The organism is Klebsiella sp. 141251, assembly GCF_050600725.1.
Lineage (GTDB): Bacteria > Pseudomonadota > Gammaproteobacteria > Enterobacterales > Enterobacteriaceae > Klebsiella > Klebsiella aerogenes.
Map to the genome: position 1 here is coordinate 75,134 of NZ_JAQIRG010000002.1, position 21,753 is coordinate 96,886.

19 protein-coding genes are annotated in these 21,753 nt (G+C 56.1%); 6 read left to right on the forward strand and 13 right to left on the reverse strand.

The window, feature by feature from the left end:
* Window positions 1–13: 13 nt before the first annotated feature.
* The 5 genes from yedF to malX all read right to left on the reverse strand — a co-directional run bounded on the left by yedF (window position 14) and on the right by malX (window position 4,741).
* A complete protein-coding gene (gene yedF / locus PGR09_RS04910; protein WP_015366840.1) occupies window positions 14–247 on the reverse strand; it encodes a sulfurtransferase-like selenium metabolism protein YedF in 234 nt (77 codons plus the stop codon).
* Complete coding sequence (gene yedE, locus PGR09_RS04915) at window positions 244–1,455, reverse strand: selenium metabolism membrane protein YedE/FdhT (protein ID WP_047064916.1); 1,212 nt, start codon at window positions 1,453–1,455, stop codon at window positions 244–246. The genes yedF and yedE overlap by 4 nt, the downstream gene beginning before the upstream one ends.
* A gap of 164 nt (window positions 1,456–1,619) precedes the next feature.
* On the reverse strand, window positions 1,620–1,823 hold the full coding sequence (gene ydfZ / locus PGR09_RS04920) for a putative selenium delivery protein YdfZ (protein WP_015705242.1): 204 nt from the start codon (window positions 1,821–1,823) through the stop codon (window positions 1,620–1,622).
* 92 nt (window positions 1,824–1,915) lie between these two features.
* Window positions 1,916–3,100 (reverse strand): MalY/PatB family protein, encoded by a 1,185-nt coding sequence (locus PGR09_RS04925; protein WP_396279733.1) that lies wholly within the window; start codon window positions 3,098–3,100, stop codon window positions 1,916–1,918.
* A gap of 48 nt (window positions 3,101–3,148) precedes the next feature.
* Complete coding sequence (gene malX, locus PGR09_RS04930; RefSeq protein WP_045392419.1) at window positions 3,149–4,741, reverse strand: maltose/glucose-specific PTS transporter subunit IIBC; 1,593 nt, start codon at window positions 4,739–4,741, stop codon at window positions 3,149–3,151.
* 173 nt (window positions 4,742–4,914) lie between these two features.
* On the opposite strand from malX, the gene PGR09_RS04935 reads away from it, so the two are divergent.
* Complete coding sequence (locus tag PGR09_RS04935) at window positions 4,915–5,943, forward strand: Mal regulon transcriptional regulator MalI (protein WP_047064914.1); 1,029 nt, start codon at window positions 4,915–4,917, stop codon at window positions 5,941–5,943.
* An 81-nt stretch (window positions 5,944–6,024) separates the two neighbouring features.
* Here PGR09_RS04935 and PGR09_RS04940 read toward each other — a convergent pair whose 3' ends face one another.
* Both PGR09_RS04940 and manA read right to left on the reverse strand, forming a co-directional pair.
* A complete protein-coding gene (locus tag PGR09_RS04940; RefSeq protein ID WP_045392417.1) occupies window positions 6,025–7,518 on the reverse strand; it encodes a YdgA family protein in 1,494 nt (497 codons plus the stop codon).
* Window positions 7,519–7,615: 97 nt separating this feature from the next.
* Complete coding sequence (gene manA / locus PGR09_RS04945; protein ID WP_430915853.1) at window positions 7,616–8,794, reverse strand: mannose-6-phosphate isomerase; 1,179 nt, start codon at window positions 8,792–8,794, stop codon at window positions 7,616–7,618.
* A gap of 196 nt (window positions 8,795–8,990) precedes the next feature.
* On the opposite strand from manA, the gene fumA reads away from it, so the two are divergent.
* Together fumA and fumC are read left to right on the forward strand one after the other, a co-directional pair.
* Complete coding sequence (fumA, locus tag PGR09_RS04950) at window positions 8,991–10,637, forward strand: class I fumarate hydratase FumA (protein WP_032714392.1); 1,647 nt, start codon at window positions 8,991–8,993, stop codon at window positions 10,635–10,637.
* 144 nt (window positions 10,638–10,781) lie between these two features.
* Window positions 10,782–12,182, forward strand: coding sequence for a class II fumarate hydratase (gene fumC, locus PGR09_RS04955; RefSeq protein ID WP_213797294.1), 1,401 nt, complete (start codon window positions 10,782–10,784; stop codon window positions 12,180–12,182).
* Here fumC and tus read toward each other — a convergent pair.
* Together tus and rstB are read right to left on the reverse strand one after the other, a co-directional pair.
* Window positions 12,172–13,104, reverse strand: a complete 933-nt coding sequence (tus, locus tag PGR09_RS04960) for a DNA replication terminus site-binding protein (RefSeq protein WP_047077715.1) — start codon at window positions 13,102–13,104, stop codon at window positions 12,172–12,174. The two genes, fumC and tus, sit on opposite strands and share 11 nt — an antisense overlap.
* A 73-nt stretch (window positions 13,105–13,177) precedes the next feature.
* Window positions 13,178–14,479, reverse strand: coding sequence for a two-component system sensor histidine kinase RstB (gene rstB, locus PGR09_RS04965; RefSeq protein ID WP_329502842.1), 1,302 nt, complete (start codon window positions 14,477–14,479; stop codon window positions 13,178–13,180).
* A gap of 190 nt (window positions 14,480–14,669) precedes the next feature.
* Between rstB and PGR09_RS04970 the strand changes: the two genes are divergently transcribed.
* The gene (locus tag PGR09_RS04970; RefSeq protein WP_430915854.1) at window positions 14,670–15,251 is read left to right on the forward strand and encodes a hypothetical protein; all 582 of its coding nucleotides are present in this window, start codon (window positions 14,670–14,672) and stop codon (window positions 15,249–15,251) included.
* Between the two features lie 6 nt (window positions 15,252–15,257).
* Here PGR09_RS04970 and rstA read toward each other — a convergent pair whose 3' ends face one another.
* Window positions 15,258–15,974, reverse strand: coding sequence for a two-component system response regulator RstA (gene rstA / locus PGR09_RS04975; protein WP_348874972.1), 717 nt, complete (start codon window positions 15,972–15,974; stop codon window positions 15,258–15,260).
* A gap of 124 nt (window positions 15,975–16,098) precedes the next feature.
* Between rstA and PGR09_RS04980 the strand changes: the two genes are divergently transcribed.
* Window positions 16,099–16,434, forward strand: a complete 336-nt coding sequence (locus PGR09_RS04980; RefSeq protein ID WP_015366825.1) for a GlpM family protein — start codon at window positions 16,099–16,101, stop codon at window positions 16,432–16,434.
* On the opposite strand, the gene folM is transcribed toward PGR09_RS04980, so the two are convergent.
* The 3 genes from folM to ydgH all read right to left on the reverse strand — a co-directional run bounded on the left by folM (window position 16,431) and on the right by ydgH (window position 19,701).
* Window positions 16,431–17,153, reverse strand: coding sequence for a dihydromonapterin reductase (gene folM / locus PGR09_RS04985; RefSeq protein ID WP_045392402.1), 723 nt, complete (start codon window positions 17,151–17,153; stop codon window positions 16,431–16,433). The two genes, PGR09_RS04980 and folM, sit on opposite strands and share 4 nt — an antisense overlap.
* 37 nt (window positions 17,154–17,190) lie before the next feature.
* Window positions 17,191–18,573, reverse strand: a complete 1,383-nt coding sequence (locus tag PGR09_RS04990) for an amino acid permease (protein ID WP_015366823.1) — start codon at window positions 18,571–18,573, stop codon at window positions 17,191–17,193.
* A gap of 177 nt (window positions 18,574–18,750) precedes the next feature.
* The gene (gene ydgH / locus PGR09_RS04995) at window positions 18,751–19,701 is read right to left on the reverse strand and encodes a DUF1471 family protein YdgH (protein WP_032711543.1); all 951 of its coding nucleotides are present in this window, start codon (window positions 19,699–19,701) and stop codon (window positions 18,751–18,753) included.
* Window positions 19,702–20,220: 519 nt separating this feature from the next.
* Between ydgH and pntA the strand changes: the two genes are divergently transcribed.
* Window positions 20,221–21,750, forward strand: a complete 1,530-nt coding sequence (gene pntA / locus PGR09_RS05000; protein WP_289576436.1) for a Re/Si-specific NAD(P)(+) transhydrogenase subunit alpha — start codon at window positions 20,221–20,223, stop codon at window positions 21,748–21,750.
* Window positions 21,751–21,753: the final 3 nt, after the last annotated feature.

Below are 21,753 nucleotides of genomic sequence, written 5' to 3' on the forward strand. Positions count from 1 at the left end.
CCGGCCCCTCGCGTCACTTTTGAATCAGATAGCGGATTGTCGGCCCGTCCTGCTGAATATCCAGCACGGTATAGCCGTGATTTTTAGCATCGTGCGGGATGTTGTTGATTGACTGCGGACAGTCGCTCACCACTTCCAGTATTTCCCCTTTTTTTAGTGCCGGCATCGCTTCAAGCGTGGCCACTGCTGGGTAGGGGCAAGGTTCGCCAACCATATCGAGGCGGTAATCAGGAACGATCTCTTTCATGCGGTTTCCTTAATACGGGTCGCCGAAGTGTTTTTCTGGCGAAAGAAGTGTTTTTCCCAGGCGATGACCAACATCAGCGCGATAAACAGCAGCAGGTAGGTGATAAGCAGGCCGCCGAACGGACCAAAAGTCGTCAGCAGGTTAATCTTATCCCAGTTGGTGGCAAGCGTCGGCGATAAATCATCCCAGAAGTAAGCCAGCAGGGTGGAGCCGATAACGTTGCCTAACCCGACCCACCAATAATGTACCTGGCCTTCAACGGCGCGATACATCCAACCGGTTTCGCAACCACCGGCCAGTACGATGCCAAAACCGAACAGCAGGCCGCCAATTACCGCGTTCGGCCCGGCCCACATGATTTTGGGCTCCATGCCGAGCTGCACATAGCTAAAGATACCGATAGCGCTGGCTGCCATCCCGAAGATGATTGCTTTGGCCATATAGGTGCGCCCGGTCACCCACATATCGCGAAAGGCGGAGGTGAAACAGATTTGCGCTCGCTCGATGAGCAGGCCAAAAGCAACGCCGAACAGCAGGGCCAGGCCCAGTTTAGGCTGATTGGCGGCGGTCAGTAGCCCCCAGCCGATCATAGCGACAAATACCAGCATTCCCAGACGAAAGCGGCGACGCGCCTGCGCGGGTTTTTGAGTTAACGGTGAGGCCGCGAAGACTTTCTCAATTTTGACCGGGATACGGAAAACAGGCAGCAGCGTAAAGCGCGCGCCGAACCAGGTCCCGATAGCGGTGGCGATGGCGAAGAACCATGCGTGCAGGGAAAACTGCGGGATCCCGGTGAAGAAAGCCGCCAGGTTACAACCCATTGCCAGCCGGGCGCCGAAGCCAGCGATAATGCCGCCGGCCAGCGCCTGGAAAATGCGAATGCGGCTACGCGGCATCCGCAGCTTGACGTTATTCGCCCACAGCGCGGCGGCCAGGCAGCCGCCAAACATGCCAAGGATCATCATGCCGTCGATACGCGTTAACGGCGTACCTTCGAGATGAATTAATTGGTAGTAACCCCAGTTTTCGGCCGGAACGCCCATCATCTGCAGCAATTGGCCGCCCCAGCGGGTAAATTCGCCGGTGACTGCCCAGAATGTACCGGTAATGCCAAAATAGTAAGTAGAAAGAATACCGGCGGCGATCACCGCAGGCGCTGGCGCCCAAAACTTAATTAGCCAGGCTTGTTTGAATTGTTGCCATGTCATAGAAATGCCTCTGAACTCAGAAGGTAATTCGCCCCGAAAGGGCTTGAAGAGCCGCGATAATACGCCGCTTAGCTTTCAGAATCACTCGACGAGATCAAAAGCGGGAAGAATGCCTCATGAAAAAGGCCGCCAGTCAGGGCGGCCTTAAATCAACAACGCTGGAATTAATTAAAGCCCAGGCGAATAAGATTCAATGGGCAATACAATTCATGGCTACCGTCTAATTCTACGCAGTCACTGCGGCGCAGCTGTTCGCTGTTTTTATTGGCGCCATGAATAGCCTTAATCACTCCCGTCGCGCCGCTGTCGGCCACCATGACCCGGCTGCCGGCATCAATAGCATTACGGTTACGATCGTAGGTTTTCATCATTTCCTCCTCTGCATTGTCATTCGGACGTGATTGTTTAGCGTTGTTTTAATACTCCTGTGTGGTTAAAAAGTTTTTGAGATATATCAAAATTATTTTAATTGAGGGCGCAATGACCGCAGAGCGGCAATCAATCCTTGAACCCCTTTCTCAAGCTTCACCCGCGGGCATCCGGCATTTAGCCTGATGAAACCGTTACCCTCTTCGCCATAGGTATAACCCGGCATGATCGCGAGTTTTTGCTCTTCAATCAGCGCTTTTTGCAGCGCGCGATCGTCGATACCGAGTGGACGCAGATCGATCCACGCCAGATAGGTGGCCTGTGGCGGCTGCCAGTTTAGCTGCGGGAAGGCCTGATTCAGCTGCCCGGCGATATAGCGCATGTTTTCCTGCAGATAATCGCGTAGCGCATCCAGCCATGGCGCGCCCTGACGATAGGCGGCGATATGCGCGACCAGCGCCGGAACCGACGGAGAAGATAGTCCATCGCGGCCTTTCAGCGCTTGCAGATAGCCATCGCGCGAAGCAGTATCGGCGATGAGCCCATAGGCGCCGGTAAATGCCGGGATATTGAAGCTTTTTGAGCCCGACGTGAACAGCGCCCAGGACCCCTGCGCAACGGCGCACCAGGGGGTATGATGGTGTTCGCCCCAGGTCATATCCATATGAATTTCATCGCTAATAACCCGGACGTTATGCTTCGCGCACAGTTGCGCCATGGTGGTCAGTTCATCGCGGCTCCAGACTTTGCCCGTCGGATTGTGCGGGCTGCACAGCAGCAAAATGCGGTTGTCGGGATGGGCGAGCGCGGCTTCCAGTTCGTTCATATCGCAACGCCACTCACCCTCATCAAGCTTGAGCGCCACCGGGGCAATGCGGCGCTGGTTGCCGTCGATAGTTTTGTAAAACGCGTCGTAAGCCGGAGTATGGACCACGATGCCGTCCCCCGGATTCGACCATTGCCGGATCATTTCGGCCACCATGTAGATAACCGACGGGCCGTAAACGATGGCGTCGTGGTCGATGGGGCTATGAAAACGGCTGGCGAACCAGTGGCTGACGGCCCCGAGAAATTCGTCGTTTTTCCAGCGGCTATAGCCAAAAACGCCGTGCGCCAGGCGCTGGCTGACGGCGTCGATAATACAAGGGGCGGTAGCGAAATCCATATCAGAGATAGTGAACGGCAGGAGGTCGGCGGCGCCGAAACGGTCGGCAACGTAATCCCATTGGGTGCACCAGGTACCGTGGCGATCGACTGGCGTGGCAAAATCAAACATCTGAACGTCCTTCGAAAATGCCCCCTACGCGTGGAAGGGGGCGTATGTTTAGGCCTGAACGGTATTCATCAGGGTGGCCATTTCATCTTTTACCGACTGAACCTGTGGGCCGATGACCACTTGCAGGTTGTGATCGTTAAGCTGGACCACGCCGATTGCGCGGTTGGCTTTCAGCGCGGCGGTATCGACTTTGCTCATGTCGTTCACCGACAGGCGCAGGCGGGTAATGCAGTTATCGAGCGTGACAATATTGTCGGCACCGCCGAGCGCGGCCAGAATCGCCGGCACGTTATAACCTGATTTGCCAATCGTTCCGGCAACCGCTTTTTCGATGTTAGTCGCCGTTTCGATATCGCGGCCCGGCGTTTTCAGATTGAAGCGGGTGATGGCGAAACGGAAGATACCGTAGTACACCGCGAACCAGATGGCGGCGACAACCGGCACCATATACCACTTGGTCGACAGCCCGTGCAGGATGCCAAAGACCACGAAGTCGATAATGTTGCCGTCGGTGTTGCCGATGGTGACGCCAAGTACCGCCATGATAGTGAAACCAAGGCCGGTCAGCAGGGCGTGGATGACGTACAGTACCGGCGCGACGAACAGGAACAGGAATTCCAACGGTTCAGTGGTACCGCCGACTACGCAGGCAATGACGCCAGAAATGAGCAGCCCTTTAATTTTATGACGGTTTTCTGGGCGGGCGCAGTGGTACATCGCCAGCGCCGCGCCGGGCAGGCCGCCGAGGAAGGCTGGCATTTTACCCTGTGACAGGAAGCGGGTCGCGCTTTCAGAGAAGCCGTGCGTCGTCGGACAACTCAACTGCGCCTGGAAGATGGTCAGCGCGCCGCTGACGCTGTGGCCGCAAACGTCCATGGTGCCCCCCGCTTCGGTAAAGCGGATCAGCGCCACCAGAATATGATGCAGGCCGAACGGCAGCAGCAGGCGTTCTCCGGTGCCGAAGATCATCGGGCCAAAATCGCCGGCGCTATTGATAACATGTCCTAGTCCGTTGATACCCATCGCGAACACCGGCCACACCAGTGGAATAACCAGGCCGACCAGGCCTAACACCACGGTGGTAATGATAGGCACAAAGCGCGTGCCGCCAAAGAAGGCCAGCGCGTCCGGCAGACGGATGTTGTGGAAGCGTTCGTGCAGCATCCAGACGATAATCCCGGCGATAACCGCTCCGAGGATCCCGGTGTCGATCGACTGAATACCGATAATATTCTGAATGTTGTTGGCCTTGAGGATCGCCGCGTCGGTCGTTGGCAGAATGCCTTTCGCCGTCAGCCAGAAGTTAACCGCGAGGTTCATTACCGCGTAGCCGACGAAGCCCGCGAAAGCGGCGACGCCTTTGTTTTCACGCGCCAGGCCGAGCGGAATAGCGATACAGAACATGACCGGCAGGAAGCTAAAAGCAAATGAGCCGACTTTACTCATCCAGACAAAAATCGCCTGCAGCAGCGGCACGTTTAGCCACGGCAGCAGCGTAATCACATCGTGGCTGCTTAACGAGCTGCCGATCCCCAGCATGATCCCGCAAAACGAGAGCAACGCCACGGGCAACATAAAGGTTTTTCCTAACTGCTGGAAAAACTCCCATAAGGTAATTTTTGGTGCTGTTTTCGCCGTCATACACGAATCCTGGTTCTGAAAAGGGTCGATAGGATGTAACGTAGCGGCAAGATAAAACGTTTTACCATTTTTTAGTGCGATAAAAATCACATAATCAAGCGATAATAAGGTTTATAAAGATAACATACTGATAAAACGTTTTATCGAAAGGCAAAGGGAGTCAGCCAGTCGTTATGGCTATCGCAAAAAAGACAACCATCAATGATGTGGCGCTGGCGGCTGGCGTCTCGGTTAGTACGGTATCGCTGGTGCTCAGCGGTAAAGGGCGTATCTCTTCGGCCACCGGCGAGCGCGTCAATCAGGCCATTGAGCAACTCGGTTTTGTGCGTAATCGCCAGGCGGCGTCGCTCCGCGGCGGGCAAAGCGGGGTGATTGGCCTTATCGTTAGCGATCTGTCGAAACCGTTTTATGCCGAACTAACCGCCGGGTTGACCGATGCGCTGGAATCACAGGGTAAAATGGTATTTCTGACCCAGGGCGGGCATCGCGGCGAGAAAATGCTCCAGCGTTTTGAAACGCTGGTCTCGCAGGGGGTGGACGGTGTGATTATCGCCGGCGCTATCGACAAGGGCGGCGAACTGCGCGATCGTGCCGCCGAAGTGGGGATGCCGCTGGTTTTTGCCTCCCGCGCCAGCTACCTGGACGATATCGACCTGATCCGCCCGGATAACATGCAGGCGGCGCAAATGGTGACTGAACATCTGATTCGCCGCGGTCATCAGCGCATCGCCTGGCTGGGCGGGCAAAGCGCGTCCCTGACCCGCGCCGAACGGGTGGGCGGCTATTGCGCCACCTTATTGAAGTACGGGCTGCCGTTTCATAGCGAATGGGTTGTCGAGTGTGGATCCAGTCAGCAGCAGGCGGCGGAAGCCATGATCGCGCTGCTGCGGCAAAACCCGACCATCAGCGCGGTGCTTTGCTATAACAGCGTCATCGCCACCGGGGCGTGGTTCGGTCTTCTGCGCGCCGGGCGGCAGAGCGGCGAGGGCAGCGTGGAAAGTTATTTTGAGCAACGCATCGCGCTGGCGGCCTTTGCCGAAGTGCCGGAAGCGGCGCTCGATGATGTTCCCTTGACCTGGGTGATCACCCCCGCGCGTGAGATGGGGAACAGTCTGGCGGAGTGTATTTTACGCCGCCTCGAGGAGGGGCAAGGCAGCGCGCGTAATCAGATTATGCCGCCGCGGCTGGTTATTAGAAAATAGGGGCCGCCATCGATTAAGGTGGTTCCCGGGCTGCGGCTTACGCCTTGCCCGGGTAACCTGATTGCAGCCCGGTACGTGTTTTTACTGCTGCGGTTCGGCGGTGGGGAGCGTCAGGCCGAACATGGCGGCGAAATCAGCCAGCGGCATTTTCTGCCCGTTTAGCGTGACCTGGCCGTCGGCGTACTGCAGGCTGGAGGTAATCGCGTTATCTTCCATCGTGGTCAGACGGAACATCTGGCCCATCGCCGCCAGCCCTTTAACCTGCTGATCGGCAAGTTTCGCCGCATCCTCCGGCTGATAGCCTTCCAGCCCGGCAATCTGCGTCATCAGAGCGGTGGCCATATCCACCGGGATCACCAGCTTGCCGTCCAGCGATTTAATGCTGCGGTCCAGTTCATCGGCGACGGTCTGCGGCGCGGCGGTCGTTTGCGCCGGATCCTGCATCAGCACCGACAGATTCAGGGTGCTTTCGCCTTTCGCATTTTGCCAGCTCAGCGGGGAAATCGTCAGCGACGGATTACCTTTCAACAGAATCGGCAGCGAGCTAAAGAAGATTTCGCTTAACGCCTGCTGATAGAGTTCCGGATTCTGCGCCAGCTCTGGCTTCGCCATCAGCGCCTGTGCCTGGGCGTTATACTGCTGGCTGAATTGATGCCACGCCTGTCCGTCGAGATTATCCAGCTTAACGGTGAGTTTGCCGCGGCCCATATCCTGGTTTTGCAGTTTCAGGCTGTTAAGGTTGTAATCAAGCTGGCTATTGATACGCTTGCCGTCATCGGAGAGCGTAGAGCGGCCGTCGATATTCATGCCTTCCAGCAGCGCCAGCTCTTTACCTTCAACGCCGATCGCCAGTTTATCAAGCGAGATCTTCTGCTTGCCGATACGCTCCTCAAAAGCGGTCATTTCGGTGGCGCCGTCAGCCTTCAGGTTGCTGAAATTGAGCTGAACTTTCTGGTTGTATTCGTTGACCGCGTTGATCTGCCCGCTGGCCGCTTCGCCGCTCAGGCTGATAGTTTTGCCATCGCGATCGGCATTGAGCTGGAACTGGCCGCCGCTAAAGATAACTTTTTCATTGTCTTTAGCGTAATCCAGCGGGTTAAGGAAGATGGCCGACTGGGTATCGCCGCTGTAGGCAATACGGGTGTCGATGTTGAACGGCGCTTGCCCTTTAGCAATATCGAACAGCGCTTTGCTGGCGTCGTTATTCACGAGGGTGGTGTTGACGGAGGCCATTGCCGGCACGAGGTTAAAAGATTTTAACGAGGCAAGCGGGAAGGGACCATGATCGACCTTCTCGTCAAACACCAGGCTTTGACCGGCGGCCAACAGGCTGTGTTCTTTACCGGCCTGCGGCTTTACCACCAATTGCAGATGGCTGCTGAATAACCCGCGCTGGTAGTCCTGATAGCTCAGCTCTACGCCCGCTTCCGGCGCGTTGCTCTGCAGTTGGGCATTCGCCTGCTGCACCATTTCGGCAATACGGTTTTCCAGTTGCTTACCGGTAAACCAGGCTCCGCCTGTCCAGACGACTCCGAGCGCGACGATAACTCCCGCGGCGACCAACGTTTTTTTCATAGCATTTGTCCATAAATGAAACCAGGCGGAACATGCCGCCTGGTTGTGTTGTCATGATGGGGGAAGTCTAGCAACTGCGGATTAAAAGTTCAGTAACTTACTTAAGCTTATTGAACACGCGCGCCAGACGACCGTTGCCGCTGACCTGTACCGGCGATTCGTTGCAGGCGATAAACGCCGATTCACCCGGCTGCAGGGTCAGACGCTGCTCGCCTTTACGCAGCGTTGCTTCGCCTTCCACACAGAACAGAATCGCGGCGCTCTCTTGCGCCAGAGAGGCCTCATTAGTGGTCAGATCGTGCAACGAGAAGGCGAAATCATCGACCGGGATTGGGAAATCCAGCTCGCTACCGCGTTGTTCCGGCTGGGTCAGCAGCTCAGCGGCAGGTTTGGCGACAAATTTCACGTTCGCCACCAGTTCCGGAATATCGATGTATTTTGGCGTCAGACCGGCGCGCAGCACGTTATCTGAGTTGGCCATCACTTCCAGCGCCACGCCCTGCAGGTAGGCGTGCGGGGTCTCGGCGAACAGGAACATCGCTTCGCCAGGATTCAGTTTCACCACGTTGAGTAGTAGCGGGGAGAAGAGGCCGCTGTCATCCGGGTAGAATTCAGCGATCAGACGAATGGTCTGCCACGGCTCGCCCTGCTGGCGGTCGAGGGCGTTTTGCAGCACGCTGAGCGCATGCGCTTTTTCTTCACCTTTCATATTCAGCAGGCTGGCGAATAGCTGGCTTAAATGCGCGGCATCCGGCTGTTGAATGAATTCGCCAATTGCCGGATGCGCCTCGGCAACCGGCTGCAGCAGCGCGACAATTTCATTAAATTCGCGGAACGCGTTCATAGCGAGGAACGGCGTCAGGGCGAAGACCAGCTCCGGCTTGTGGTTGGGATCTTTATAGTTGCGCTCGGCGGCATCCAGCGGAATACCCGCGGCGTTCTCTTTGCCAAAGCCAATTTCCGACGCGCGTTTATTCGGGTGAACCTGGATGGAGAGCGGCTGGGCGGCGCACAGTACTTTGAACAAGAACGGCAGTTCGCCAAAACGCTCGGCGACGTTAGCGCCGAGGAGGGCATTTTTATCGGCTTCAATGACCTCGCGCAGCGACTGCGGCTGGCCGTCGGCGTTAAGGATCCGCGAGCTGCTTTTCGGGTGTGCGCCCATCCACAGTTCCGCCATCGGCAGGTTGTCCGGATTGGCGATACCGTAAAGGTCGGTTAACGCGGTGTGACTTCCCCATGCATAGTTTTGCACTGAGTTAATGAGCTTCTGCATTCTCAATCCCTGTTTCCACATAAAAATGTTGGCTCTATTAAACCAACAAATCGTCGAGAAGCAACTGCTGAAAGAAAAAGTCGTCCTTGTCTCAGTTTTTGTTAAAAAATTGTGTAAGATTGATCGACTCGCTTTTCTACAGGCAAATGGAGTGTCTGCCTGAAACATAATCAGCCAAGCAGTAAGTGAGAGTACAATGTCGAACAAACCGTTTGTTTATCAGGATCCTTTTCCGCTTAAAAAGGATGACACCGAGTATTATCTCCTCAGCAGTGATTACGTCTCCGTCGCCGAATTCGCCGGCCAGGAAGTTCTGAAGGTTGAACCTCAGGCGCTAACCTTACTGGCCCAACACGCGTTCCACGACGCCTCCTTTATGCTCCGCCCGGCACACCAGCAGCAGGTCGCGGATATCCTCAACGACCCGGAAGCCAGCGAAAACGACAAATACGTCGCGCTGCAATTCCTGCGTAACTCCGATATCGCCGCCAAAGGCATTCTGCCGACCTGTCAGGACACCGGTACCGCGATCATCATGGGGAAAAAGGGACAGCGCGTTTGGACCGGCGGCGGCGATGAAGCCGCGCTGGCGCAGGGCGTGTACAACACCTATATCCAGGACAACCTGCGTTATTCGCAGAACGCGCCGCTGGACATGTATAAAGAGGTCAACACCGGTACCAACCTGCCGGCGCAGATCGATCTTTATGCAACCGATGGCGATGAGTATAAGTTCCTCTGTATCGCCAAGGGCGGCGGCTCCGCGAACAAAACCTATCTGTACCAGGAAACGAAAGCGTTAATCACCCCGGCGAAGCTGAAAAACTACCTCGTCGAGAAGATGCGCACCCTCGGTACCGCAGCCTGTCCGCCTTACCATATCGCCTTTGTTATCGGCGGCACCTCAGCGGAAGCCACGCTGAAGACGGTGAAACTGGCCTCGACCAAATACTACGATGGTCTGCCGACCGAAGGTAACGAACATGGCCAGGCGTTCCGCGATGTGCAGCTGGAGCAAGAGCTGCTGCTGGAAGCGCAGAACCTCGGCCTCGGCGCGCAGTTCGGCGGCAAGTACTTCGCCCACGATATCCGCGTGGTCCGCCTGCCGCGTCACGGCGCCTCCTGTCCGGTGGGGATGGGAGTCTCCTGTTCCGCTGACCGTAACATCAAAGCTAAAATCAACCGCGACGGCATTTGGCTGGAGAAACTGGAGAGCAACCCAGGGAAATACATCCCTGAGCACCTGCGCCAGGCCGGCGAAGGCGAAGCCGTGAAGGTGAACCTCAATCAGCCGATGAGCGAGATTCTGGCGCTGCTGTCGCAGTATCCGGTGTCGACGCGTCTGTCGCTGAGCGGCACGATCATCGTGGCCCGCGATATTGCCCATGCCAAGCTAAAAGAGCTTATCGATAATGGCGAAGCGCTGCCGCAGTATGTCAAAGATCACCCGATCTACTACGCAGGCCCGGCGAAGACGCCGGATGGTTACGCTTCCGGTTCTCTGGGTCCGACGACTGCTGGCCGCATGGACTCATATGTCGATCTGCTGCAATCGCACGGTGCGAGTAAAATCATGCTGGCCAAGGGTAACCGCAGCCAGCAGGTGACCGATGCCTGCCACAAACACGGCGGTTTCTATCTCGGTAGTATCGGCGGCCCGGCGGCGGTTCTCGCGCAGCAGAGTATCCGCAGCCTCGAGTGCGTGGCTTATCCGGAGCTGGGAATGGAAGCTATCTGGAAAATCGAAGTGGAAGATTTCCCGGCCTTTATCCTCGTTGATGATAAAGGTAACGACTTCTTCCAGCAGATCCAGACGTCGCAGTGTTCGCGCTGCGTGAAGTGAACGATGCCGCCCTTCGGGGCGGTTTTTGTTTGTGCCGCTTAGCGGCACGAACGACCAAAACAACTAATAAATCTGGTTAATACTTAATCCTTTAAGCAGGTGAGCTTTGTCGCTATGACGCACTTTGAATCCAAGGAGAAAGTAATGACAACGCATCGCAGTGAAAAAGACTCGATGGGCGCCATCGACGTCCCGGCCGATAAACTTTGGGGCGCGCAGACCCAGCGCTCGCTTGAGCATTTCCGTATCTCAACGGAGAAAATGCCTGGTGAACTGATCTACGCGCTGGCGCTGACCAAACGCGCGGCGGCGAAGGTTAACCAGGATCTGGGGCTGCTGGCGGCGGATAAAGCGGGCGCCATCATCGCCGCCGCGGATGAAGTCCTCGCCGGCAAGCATGCGCAGGAGTTTCCGTTGGCTATCTGGCAAACCGGCTCCGGTACCCAAAGCAACATGAATATGAACGAAGTGCTGGCTAACCGTGCGAGCGAGTTGCTTGGCGGCGAGCGCGGCATGGGGCGCAAAATTCATCCCAATGATGACGTCAATAAAAGCCAGAGCTCGAATGATGTTTTTCCAACGGCGATGCACGTCGCGGCGCTAATCGCGCTGCGCGAAAAGCTGATCCCGCAGCTACAGGCGCTGCGGGCCACGCTACAGGAAAAGTCGCTGGCCTTCGGTGACATCGTTAAAATTGGCCGCACCCACCTACAGGACGCTACGCCGCTGACGTTAGGGCAGGAGATCTCCGGTTGGGTCGCGATGCTGGAACATAATCTCCGCCATATTGAACACAGCCTGCCGCATCTCGCAGAGCTGGCGCTGGGCGGTACGGCGGTTGGCACCGGCTTGAATACGCACCCGGAATATGCGGTGCGGGTGGCGGCGGAACTGGCGTCGCTTAGCGGACTGCCGTTCGTCACCGCGCCCAACAAATTTGAAGCGCTGGCCACCGTGGATGCGCTGGTCCACGCCCACGGCGCGCTGAAGGGGCTGGCGGCTTCGCTGATGAAAATCGCCAACGATGTGCGCTGGCTGGCCTCCGGGCCGCGCTGCGGCATAGGTGAAATCGCCATTCCGGAGAACGAACCGGGATCCTCCATTATGCCCGGCAAGGTCAACCCGACGCAGTGCGAAGCGTTGACGATGCTGTGCTGCCAGGTGATGGGTAACGACGTGGCGGTGAATATCGGCGGCGCGTCAGGGAACTTTGAGCTTAACGTCTATCGGCCAATGGTCATCCACAACTTCCTGCAGTCGGTACGCCTGCTGGCGGACGGCATGGAGAGCTTTAATGAGCACTGCGCGGTGGGTATTGAGCCGAACCGCGAGCGAATCAACCAGTTGCTGAATGAGTCGCTGATGCTGGTGACCGCGCTCAATACCCATATCGGCTACGATAAAGCGGCGGAGATCGCCAAAAAAGCGCACCATGAAGGGCTGACGCTGAAAGCCGCGGCGCTGTCGCTTGGTTACCTGACGGAAGCCGAATTCGATAGCTGGGTTCGCCCGCAGGATATGGTTGGCAGCCTCGCTACTCGCTAGCCAGCCATAAATGCAGACGCGGGATCAGTAATCGTAACGACTGTGCCTGCGGCTTGTGGCGGTACTGCACGTTATCAGCATCGTAATTCAAAAGTTCGCCGAGATCCGGCACGCTAACCCCGTGGGTGCCGGAGATTAGCGCAATCAGCGGGCCGGGGCAGGCGTACTGCACCTGCTTCTGCTCGCCGGCATACCACACCCGGGCAATCGGCTGTACCTTGACCGGGCGTTTGATTTTCAATTTTGCCCGTTGCGGCAGGGCAGCGATATCCTGAAATTCCCGTTCCAGCTTGCTTTGCCACTGTTCGCGGGTCCAGGGCGGCACCGCACGCGGCGATTGCAGGCTCTTCTCTAACTGCATTAATACTTCATCGCGGGTCAGATTTTTAATCACATGCTTATTGGCCCAGCCGAAGCGGATGGTGCTGGGATCGAGCAGCGGCGTCAGGGTACGATAGGCGCTAAGGGTAATCAGGCCGGGCAGGTGGCGGTGAACCCATTCGAAACGCGCGGCGGCCGGCAATCCGGAATCGACGGTCACTATTTTCTCAAACGCCGCTTTCAGCGCGTTAATGGCGCTGATTTTCTCCAGCAGGTCTGCCTGCTGTTGCGTATCAACCGCCAGGCAAATCGCCCCGGGGAGGCGTACCGCCGCCTTGCTGCTGCGGTTTTCCGACTGCTGCTGTATAAACAGATGGCTGTAGTGCCTGAGCGCCATCTCCAGCGCGCTTTGCCCGACGTGCTGGGTGACCTGAATGGTATCCAGCGGCGCGTGCTCCGCCTCTTTACTCACCGCGGGTAATTCGAAAACCCGCGCCGCCAGCAGACGGCAGCGGCTCAGCGACGCTTTGAAGGTTTGTAGTTCGCGCTCAAGCTCACGAAAGGTGTCATTTAAGCGCGCAACGAGGTCGTAGCTTGCCATGATTACCGCCTTAGTTACAACATACTGTTTGAGTATAAACTATACGCAGGCCGTAACGCCTGCGCAAGCTCGGCTAAGCAGAAGTAAAAGCGGGAAGCTGGTGGTAAATAGGCCAGCTGAAAATGAACGCCGCGCCGCCGAGCGAGCTTTCGTCGCAGCGGACTTCACCGGCCATCGCCTGAGCAATACTGTGTACGATAGCCAGCCCCAGGCCGCAGCCGCCGGTGGCGCGATCGCGGCTGGGATCGAGACGGACAAACGGCTCGAATACCCGTTCGCGTTCCTCAAGGGCGATACCCGGGCCATCATCTTCCACTCGCAGCGTCGCCCGTGAACCGGCCAGCGACAGGCTGATATGAATATGTTGATGGCTGTAGCGCAGGGCATTATTGACCAGGTTATCCAGCACGCGCTCCATTAAACGCATATCCAGCGCGCCGTAGTCGCCGGCCGTTAGCTGGCGCAACGCGACTTCACGCTGCGGATTGACCAGTTGAATGTCCTCGACGTGCGCGCGGATCCAGGCCGGGAAATCCGGGGTGGTCAGGTTGAGTTCGTTCTGCGGGCGATCGAGACGAGCGTAGGTCAGTAATTCTTCAATCAGCGCTTCCAGTTGCCCGATATCGCGGTTGAGAGCCTGCGACTCGGCCTCGGTCAGATTTTCGCTCATCTCCAGGCGATAGCGCAGGCGCACCAGCGGCGTGCGTAGTTCATGAGCGATACCGTCAATAAGCTGTTTTTTACTGGCTATCAGGGCGTTGATATTATCCGCCATTTGGTTAAAGGCCACGCCGAGTCGCTCGAAGCTCGACATGCTATCGAAATGGATGCGCTCGCTAAAATGGCCTTCGCCGAAGCGCTGTGCGGCGGTTTCGATACGCAACATATCCTGCCAGTGTGGACGCATCCAGATAAACACCGGGAACGCCAGTGAAATAGCGATAAACGCCATCAGCGCGACGTCCAGCAGGCGCATCTCATGCAAAAAATAAAGATAGGGCACCGGGCCGACTGATAATACGTAATGGCTGCGCGGGATGCGTTGAATGAAGGTGTACTGATCGTCCAGCGCCACGATATCCCCCGTGCGCAGGTGCTGCATCGAGCTTTCCGACAGCTTGAATTTGCTTAACGGTTCAATGTGCAGATCGAAAGAGAGGTTGAGGTCCAGCTCTTTCAGCGTGTTGCTCCAGTCGCGCGGCGGGATCTCACGCAGTTCGCTGCGCATCAGATACAGCGAGCTTTTCATCAGATCGTCCAGCGACTGGCGACCGGCGCGCTCGGCGGTGAATTTATACACCAGGCCGACCAGCATGGTCATGACCAGGAAGCAGACGAACAGCAAAAGGTAAAACTGCACAAACAGTTTTTTCATTAATCATCACCGGTCATTAACTGGGTTATCTCGCGTCAAAAGATTCTACAGGAGAAGGATCCCGCTCGGCAAAGTTCTCACAGAGGCGCCAGGCCAAATGGCCGATGGCCGTATTGTGCCATTTCCCCGGTCTGCCAGACGCCAGCCTCTCTGTTAATTTAAGCGCCCCTTAAATGATGGAGAGCGCCAGATGACTAAGCCCGTGTATTTACATACTGATAATAATACTGAGATTTTAAAAACCTTCGATATGGTTCTGAGCCATATGCAGGCGATCGCCGACCCTTATCAGTGGAAGTGGGTGATTACCGGCTGGCACAGCATCCTGCAGAACGCGATGGTTTTGGCGTTATGTCAGGGCAATGACTTTCAGGTCTACCTGGTCGACGGTAAAGCGTCGACTCGCGCGATCTACGAGCAAATTTATAACGACGATTTCACCAACATCGACAAGCTGCAACTGCCGTCCTTTATGACGCTATACCGTGCGACAAGGGAGAACAGCGCATTCGCACCCAGCGAAGACTGTACGGCGGCCATGGGCAAGCTTCACCAGCTGCGCAATGATTTCATCCACTATCATCCCGGAGGCTGGAGCCTGCAGGTCGATGGTTTACCGCAATGGATTCTGGCGAGCGGCGAACTGCTGGATCATTTCCTCGCCAACCGTGAGGTGGTACGCTGGTATGGCGAAGACGATGAAATGGCATTCAGAGAGAAATACGCTGAATTTCAAGACCGACTACACGGCGTGATATCGGTCTATTCCTGACACCGATTAATTATCCCAGGCGTGCGGAGCGAACAGATAACCTTTGTTGCGCACCGTCTTGATGCGGTAGGGCTCGTTGGCGTTGTCGAGCAGCTTTTTACGCAGGCGTGAAATCGCGACATCGACGCTGCGATCCATGCCGTCGTAGCTGACGCCACGGAGATTTTTCAACAGCGCATCGCGATCCATAATCTGCCCGGCATGGGTCGCCAGCTCCCACAGCAGGTCGAAATCGGCGGTGGACAAAGCAACGTTGTCGCCACCGAGCAATACCTGACGGTTAACCGGGTCGATCGACAGCGAACCAAAGACAATGGCTTTATGCGGCGTCAGGGTTGTGGGAGCAGGCATCGACGGCGAAGCCACATGCTGGCGCAGATGCAAACGTAACCGGGCCAGCAGCACCGCAGGTGGGGTGGTCTTGAGGATATAATCACTGGCGCCCATCTCCAGCGACAGAATATGGTTCATATCGCTATCGAGCGAGGTCAGCAACACGATAGGACCCTGCCACTGGCTGCGCAGGTCGCGGCACAGCGTCATTCCGTCTTTGCCAGGCAGCATGATATCCAGCAGTACCAGATCGGGTTGTTCACGAGCAATAACCTCTTCGGCCCGGTCGCCGCGCGGTTCAACGACCACGTCCATATCATGCTTTCCCAGATAGGCGGCGATAAGCGCGCCAACTTCGGGCTCATCCTCAACAAAAACGATCTTATTCATATCTTACGCGTATAAATTAAAAAGCTAACATACACCGCCCGCAAATTGCCTGCCATTAATCTTTCATAAACAAATGTTCTTCCGTTATGCTGGGGGAATTGTTGTTCAAATGTTAAGGCATAAAATGGGGCTGTTGATTAAAGCGCTGCTGGGAGCGCTGGTGGTGGTACTGATAGGCGTACTGTCAAAAACCAAAAATTACTATATTGCCGGTTTAATTCCGTTATTTCCGACCTTCGCGCTTATTGCCCACTATATCGTCGCCAGCGAGCGCGGCATTGAAGCGCTGCGCACGACTATCGTCTTCGGCATGTGGTCAATCATCCCATATTTTATCTACTTACTTTCGTTATGGTACTTCACCGGCGTAATGCGCCTGCCTTACGCGCTGGCAGGCGCGGTGATCTGCTGGAGTCTGGCGGCCTGGCTGCTGATCCTAGGCTGGAGTCGCTTCCACTAGCGCAGCGGTCGGCCGCCGTCGACCGCGAAAGAGCGGCCGGTGACGTAGCAGCTGGTGAACAGATAATCGATAAGGTCGATAATCTCTTTTTCACCCGGTGCGATTTTCATCAGCGATTTATCCAGCGCCTGTTTACGGTATTCAGCGTCATCATGCTCGTTGAACATAATCAGCGATGGCGCGATGGCGTTGACCTTTACTTCCGGGGCCAGCTTACGGGCGAAAGAGCGGGTCATATTATCAAGCGCCGCTTTACTGGCGGCATAGGCGATATGCTTATCGCTGCCGCGTTCCACCACGTAGTCGGTAATGTGAATAATATCGCTGGCCGCGTGACCAAAACCGCGCAGTAGGCTCTCCAGCGCGTGGTTAAGCAGATAGGGCGCGTGGACGTGAATTTGCATCATCCGCGATATCACCGTGGATAACGGCACCCCCGGTTTCTCCGCCATCCAATCACTGGCGTTATGAATAATCGCGCGCAGGCCGCTGGTCTGCGCTTTCACCGCTTCCGCGAAGGTAAGAATACCGTCGTCGCTGCTGAAATCGGCCTGCAGACACACCGCGCCGGCGTCGCGCAGGGTGTCAATCGATGGATAATGCTGGCGATAGCTGACGATCACCGGTTGCTGCTGGTTTAAAAAATGGTGTGCCAGAGCGAGGCCGATACGGCGGCCTGCTCCCGTGATCAGGACCGGACGAGGCTGTGCTTCAGCCATGGGTATCTCCTTTCAAGTTCAGCGGTAGGGCAACCGCTTACCCCACCAGCATCCACGTTGCCGGAACGGCGGCAACCAGCAAAAAACCAATTAATGCCATTTCACGGCGTTTGAGCATGCGATCGTGCTGGTGAGTACGGCGGGCGTACAGGAAAACCAGAAGACCCGGAGCGTAAAGTACCACCGACAATAGCAAATGCACAGGACCGGACGCATACAATAACCATAAGCCATAAACGCACGCGCCGACACCCACGGCTTTGTGTAACGGACGTACGGCAATCTTAAGCAGGAAAGCGCCGACGAGGAAATAGGGCACCAGAATCATTTCTGAGGCGATGGTTAGCAGGGTACCGTAATCGGATCCGGTAAGCCAAATCAGCACCAGACAAATCTGCACGCTGATGTTGGTCAACCACAGCGAGGAAGAGGGGGCGTTATTCTTATTGGTTTTGGCGAACAGGCGTGGGAACGCTTTATGCGTCGCCGCCAGATACGGCACTTCAGCGGCCATAATGGTCCAGCTTAAATAGGCGCCGCAGACGGAGATAATTAATCCCGCGGCGATCACTACCTCGCCCCACGATCCCATCATCTTGACCATCAGGCCAGCCATCGACGGGTTGCGCATTTCAGCCAGTTCCGGGCGGGCGACAACGCCCAGCGACAGCAGGGTGACCAGCAGATAAACCGCCAGCGCCGAGACTACCGCCAGCAGTGTCGCGCGGCCAACGTCGCGCTTATGACGGGCGCGGGCAGAGACCACTACCGCGCCCTCCACGCCGATAAATACCCACAGGGTAATCAGCATGGTGTTTTTCACCTGTTCCCATACCGGTACGCCGAGCGCGATACCGCTGAAGTCGAGACGGAAAGTATCGAGCCGGAACGCGATAGCGGCCAGCGCCACAAACGCGCCGAGCGGCAACAGCTTCGCCAGCGTCGCCACCAGGTTAATGCCTGCAGCGGTCTGTACCCCACGCAGCACCAGAAAATGCACCACCCAGAGCAGCACGGACGCGCCGACGATCGCCTGCCAGGTGTTACCGTCACCAAAAATACGCATCTCCGGCGTATCGGTGAAGAAACTCAGGGCGGAGAAGACGATAACCAGGTAGGAGACGTTGGCAATCACCGCGCACAGCCAGTAGCCCCAGGCGGAACAGAAACCGATCAGTTCGCCAAAACCTTCCCGGGCATAGGTAAATATGCCGCCATCCAGTTCCGGGCGGATACGGGTCAGTAATAGCATGGCGAATGCGAGGAATAGAATCCCGACGCCGGTGATGGCCCAGCCGATAAGCAGAGCGGATGGGCTGGCGACGGCAGCCATGTTTTGCGGCAAACTGAAAACGCCCGCGCCCAGCATGGAGCTGAGTACCAGTGCGGTCAGGGCGCTAAGGCCCAGTTTCTTTTCCATTGTATTCCCGAGGTGGCAACAGTGAATCAAGAATATTTATTTGGCGAAATCGCATAAAAATGGAGGATTACGCTAAGGCGCGGGATTTTACGGAGTGTCTTGTACGCATGCAATGGCGGCGGGCGAAAAAATGCAAAAAGGCGACATCATGTCGCCTTTTTGAGCAGCTGAAACCGATTACTTATACAGGTCGGCGCTAATGGTGATGTTACCGCCACGTTCCTGCCACTGGCGGGTGATGTGGTAGTATTTCGCTCCTTTCTTCGCCGCGCGTTTCGCGGTCTGATAGGAGATTTCCGTCATGTTGCCGTAGTTACCGGTGAATTTGATGCTATCAAACGGCACCATCTGCGCGGCGGTGATTTTGTTCACCTCTTCGACTTTCGTGCCGTCCGGCAAGGTGACAGTGTAACGTCCGCCTTTCGACGATTGGGTTTCGTAGAACAGACCTACGCCGGTACCGGCGCCGACCGCGGCAGAGGAGGCCACGCCTGGGATTTCGACGTTTTTAGCCGCTTCGCCGCCTTTAGCCAGAGCGGCGCGACCGGCTTCGGAATCAGCAGGAATCGCATCCGGGCTCTGCAGTACGCGCTTCTGCGCATCCTTTTTATAAATATAAGCGGTGATGCGCTGGTTGCCGCCCTGGTTGGCGTCAACCTGGCGGACGATGAAGAAGGCATACGCGCCTTTAGCTTTTGCCGCTTTGGCGATGGCGTCGTTGACTTCCGGCTGGCTACGGTAGAAGCCCTGCACGGTTACGGTGTCATACGGCATCAGCGCGACGGCCTGATCTTTCGGCAGTTCCATCACGCCGTTAATGATACGGTTTTTCGGGGTATCCGCCTGCGGGGCGTTTTCTTTATAAAAATCCGCCGTTACGCGCCAGTTGCCGCCGTTGCCGAAATCTGAGGTGTCGACAACATAAAAGGAAGCTGCGCCATCTTTATCCGCCTTGCGGGAAACCGCCTGTACGGCATCGCCAATCGCGTTAAAACGGCCAGTGACGACGACGCGGTCATAGGGCTTCAGCGCTGCCGCTTGCTCCGGAGTCAGCTCGGTCGCTGCATGGGCAGACAACGCGGTGGTAGCCAGAAGAGCAGACGCCAGGAGTGTGTTCTTAAGCTTCATAAAAATAATCCTTTGCCTTGCGCAAACCATGTACTGGTATTGTTGTTGACTGAAAACAGGTGATTATTGCATTTAAACAACGTAACTGTCTGCGTCATTTTTCACTTCCCGCCCGAATCGTTCGTTACAAAAATATAACAAATACTGATATGTTGAAAAAACAGCCCCTTGAACAGCAAAATCGATAATCAATATCACTTTTATAAGTTAACGTAATGTTAATGCAATGATACTGGCGGTAATAAATGGCGAATTAACCGCAAAGGTAAGCGAATTATCAGGTTCTGGCATAAAATTAAGGCAAATATTGCTGCCTGACGCAGTCAGGACTAATTTTTCTCAATAAAATCAAAAATTCTGTTTTAACGATGTAGATCACAATCGGTATTTTCAGTAGGTTATAAAAAGTTTGTTACTGTTTCATTTTCCAGATGAATACCTGTGCGGCGTTTTTGCGCCGCCGCTGGCGCATTTGTGAAAAAAATAAACCATCATCAAAAACCGATGGAAGGGAAAACTATGCGAATTGGGATACCAAAAGAGAGCTTAGCTCAGGAAACCCGGGCCGCTGCGACGCCGAAGACGGTCGAGCAGCTGCTTAAGCTCGGGTTTAGCGTGGCGGTCGAGAGCGGGGCCGGGAAACTGGCGAGCTTCGACGATGAAGCCTTCGAACAGGCGGGCGCGGAAATCGTCAGCGCGGATAACGTCTGGCACTCCGACGTTATCCTCAAGGTTAACGCGCCGAACGATGCGGAAATTGCGAAGCTCAACCCGGGCACCACGCTGGTGAGTTTCATCTGGCCGGCGCAGAATCCGGATCTCATGGAAAAGCTGGCCGCTCGCGGTATCAACGTCATGGCTATGGACTCGGTGCCGCGTATTTCCCGCGCCCAGTCGTTAGATGCGCTGAGTTCGATGGCTAACATCGCCGGTTATCGCGCGATTGTCGAAGCGGCGCACGAATTCGGCCGCTTCTTTACCGGCCAGATCACCGCGGCGGGTAAAGTGCCGCCTGCGAAGGTGATGGTCATCGGCGCGGGCGTCGCCGGCCTCGCAGCGATCGGCGCGGCGAACAGCCTCGGCGCCATCGTCCGCGCCTTCGATACCCGTCCGGAAGTGAAAGAACAGGTGCAGAGTATGGGCGCCGAGTTCCTTGAACTGGACTTCAAAGAAGAAGCGGGCAGCGGTGACGGTTATGCCAAAGTCATGTCTGAAGCCTTTATCAAAGCCGAAATGGCGCTGTTCGCCGCGCAGGCTAAAGATGTCGATATCATTGTTACCACCGCGCTGATCCCGGGTAAACCGGCGCCGAAGCTGATTACCCGCGAAATGGTTGACTCCATGAAGTCGGGCAGCGTCGTCGTCGACCTGGCGTCGCAAAACGGCGGCAACTGCGAATACACCGTGCCGGGCGAAGTCGTGACCACCGCCAACGGCGTGAAAATTATCGGTTATACCGACCTGCCGGGTCGTCTGCCGACGCAATCTTCTCAGCTCTACGGCACTAACCTGGTAAACCTGCTGAAGCTGCTGTGCAAGGAAAAAGACGGCAATATCACCATCGATTTCGACGATGTGGTGGTACGTGGCGTTACCGTGGTCCGCGAGGGCGAAATTACCTGGCCGGCGCCGCCGATTCAGGTATCCGCGCAGCCGCAGGCGACGGCGAAAACCGTCGAAGCGCCAAAAGAAGAGGCCAAACCAGGCTCGCCGTGGCGTAAATACGCGCTGATGGCGCTGGCGATTATCCTCTTTGGCTGGCTGGCGAACGTCGCGCCTAAAGAGTTTCTGGGTCACTTTACCGTCTTCGCGCTCTCCTGCGTAGTCGGCTACTACGTGGTGTGGAACGTGTCGCACGCGCTGCACACGCCGCTCATGTCGGTAACCAACGCCATTTCAGGGATCATTGTCGTTGGGGCATTGCTGCAGATAGGGCACGGCGGCTGGGTCAGCTTCTTGAGCTTTATCGCGGTGCTGATCGCCAGCATTAATATTTTTGGTGGTTTCACCGTCACTCAGCGCATGCTGAAAATGTTCCGCAAAAACTAAGGG

What these genes read in the sequence shown, in the direction of transcription:
- yedF (WP_015366840.1), bottom strand. Translation starts at nt 247, where the DNA reads ATGAAAGAGATCGTTCCTGATTACCGCCTCGATATGGTTGGCGAACCT.
- yedE (WP_047064916.1), bottom strand. Translation starts at nt 1,455, where the DNA reads ATGACATGGCAACAATTCAAACAAGCCTGGCTAATTAAGTTTTGGGCG.
- ydfZ (WP_015705242.1), bottom strand. Translation starts at nt 1,823, where the DNA reads ATGAAAACCTACGATCGTAACCGTAATGCTATTGATGCCGGCAGCCGG.
- PGR09_RS04925 (WP_396279733.1), bottom strand. Translation starts at nt 3,100, where the DNA reads ATGTTTGATTTTGCCACGCCAGTCGATCGCCACGGTACCTGGTGCACC.
- malX (WP_045392419.1), bottom strand. Translation starts at nt 4,741, where the DNA reads ATGACGGCGAAAACAGCACCAAAAATTACCTTATGGGAGTTTTTCCAG.
- PGR09_RS04935 (WP_047064914.1), top strand. Translation starts at nt 4,915, where the DNA reads ATGGCTATCGCAAAAAAGACAACCATCAATGATGTGGCGCTGGCGGCT.
- PGR09_RS04940 (WP_045392417.1), bottom strand. Translation starts at nt 7,518, where the DNA reads ATGAAAAAAACGTTGGTCGCCGCGGGAGTTATCGTCGCGCTCGGAGTC.
- manA (WP_430915853.1), bottom strand. Translation starts at nt 8,794, where the DNA reads ATGCAGAAGCTCATTAACTCAGTGCAAAACTATGCATGGGGAAGTCAC.
- fumA (WP_032714392.1), top strand. Translation starts at nt 8,991, where the DNA reads ATGTCGAACAAACCGTTTGTTTATCAGGATCCTTTTCCGCTTAAAAAG.
- fumC (WP_213797294.1), top strand. Translation starts at nt 10,782, where the DNA reads ATGACAACGCATCGCAGTGAAAAAGACTCGATGGGCGCCATCGACGTC.
- tus (WP_047077715.1), bottom strand. Translation starts at nt 13,104, where the DNA reads ATGGCAAGCTACGACCTCGTTGCGCGCTTAAATGACACCTTTCGTGAG.
- rstB (WP_329502842.1), bottom strand. Translation starts at nt 14,479, where the DNA reads ATGAAAAAACTGTTTGTGCAGTTTTACCTTTTGCTGTTCGTCTGCTTC.
- PGR09_RS04970 (WP_430915854.1), top strand. Translation starts at nt 14,670, where the DNA reads ATGACTAAGCCCGTGTATTTACATACTGATAATAATACTGAGATTTTA.
- rstA (WP_348874972.1), bottom strand. Translation starts at nt 15,974, where the DNA reads ATGAATAAGATCGTTTTTGTTGAGGATGAGCCCGAAGTTGGCGCGCTT.
- PGR09_RS04980 (WP_015366825.1), top strand. Translation starts at nt 16,099, where the DNA reads ATGGGGCTGTTGATTAAAGCGCTGCTGGGAGCGCTGGTGGTGGTACTG.
- folM (WP_045392402.1), bottom strand. Translation starts at nt 17,153, where the DNA reads ATGGCTGAAGCACAGCCTCGTCCGGTCCTGATCACGGGAGCAGGCCGC.
- PGR09_RS04990 (WP_015366823.1), bottom strand. Translation starts at nt 18,573, where the DNA reads ATGGAAAAGAAACTGGGCCTTAGCGCCCTGACCGCACTGGTACTCAGC.
- ydgH (WP_032711543.1), bottom strand. Translation starts at nt 19,701, where the DNA reads ATGAAGCTTAAGAACACACTCCTGGCGTCTGCTCTTCTGGCTACCACC.
- pntA (WP_289576436.1), top strand. Translation starts at nt 20,221, where the DNA reads ATGCGAATTGGGATACCAAAAGAGAGCTTAGCTCAGGAAACCCGGGCC.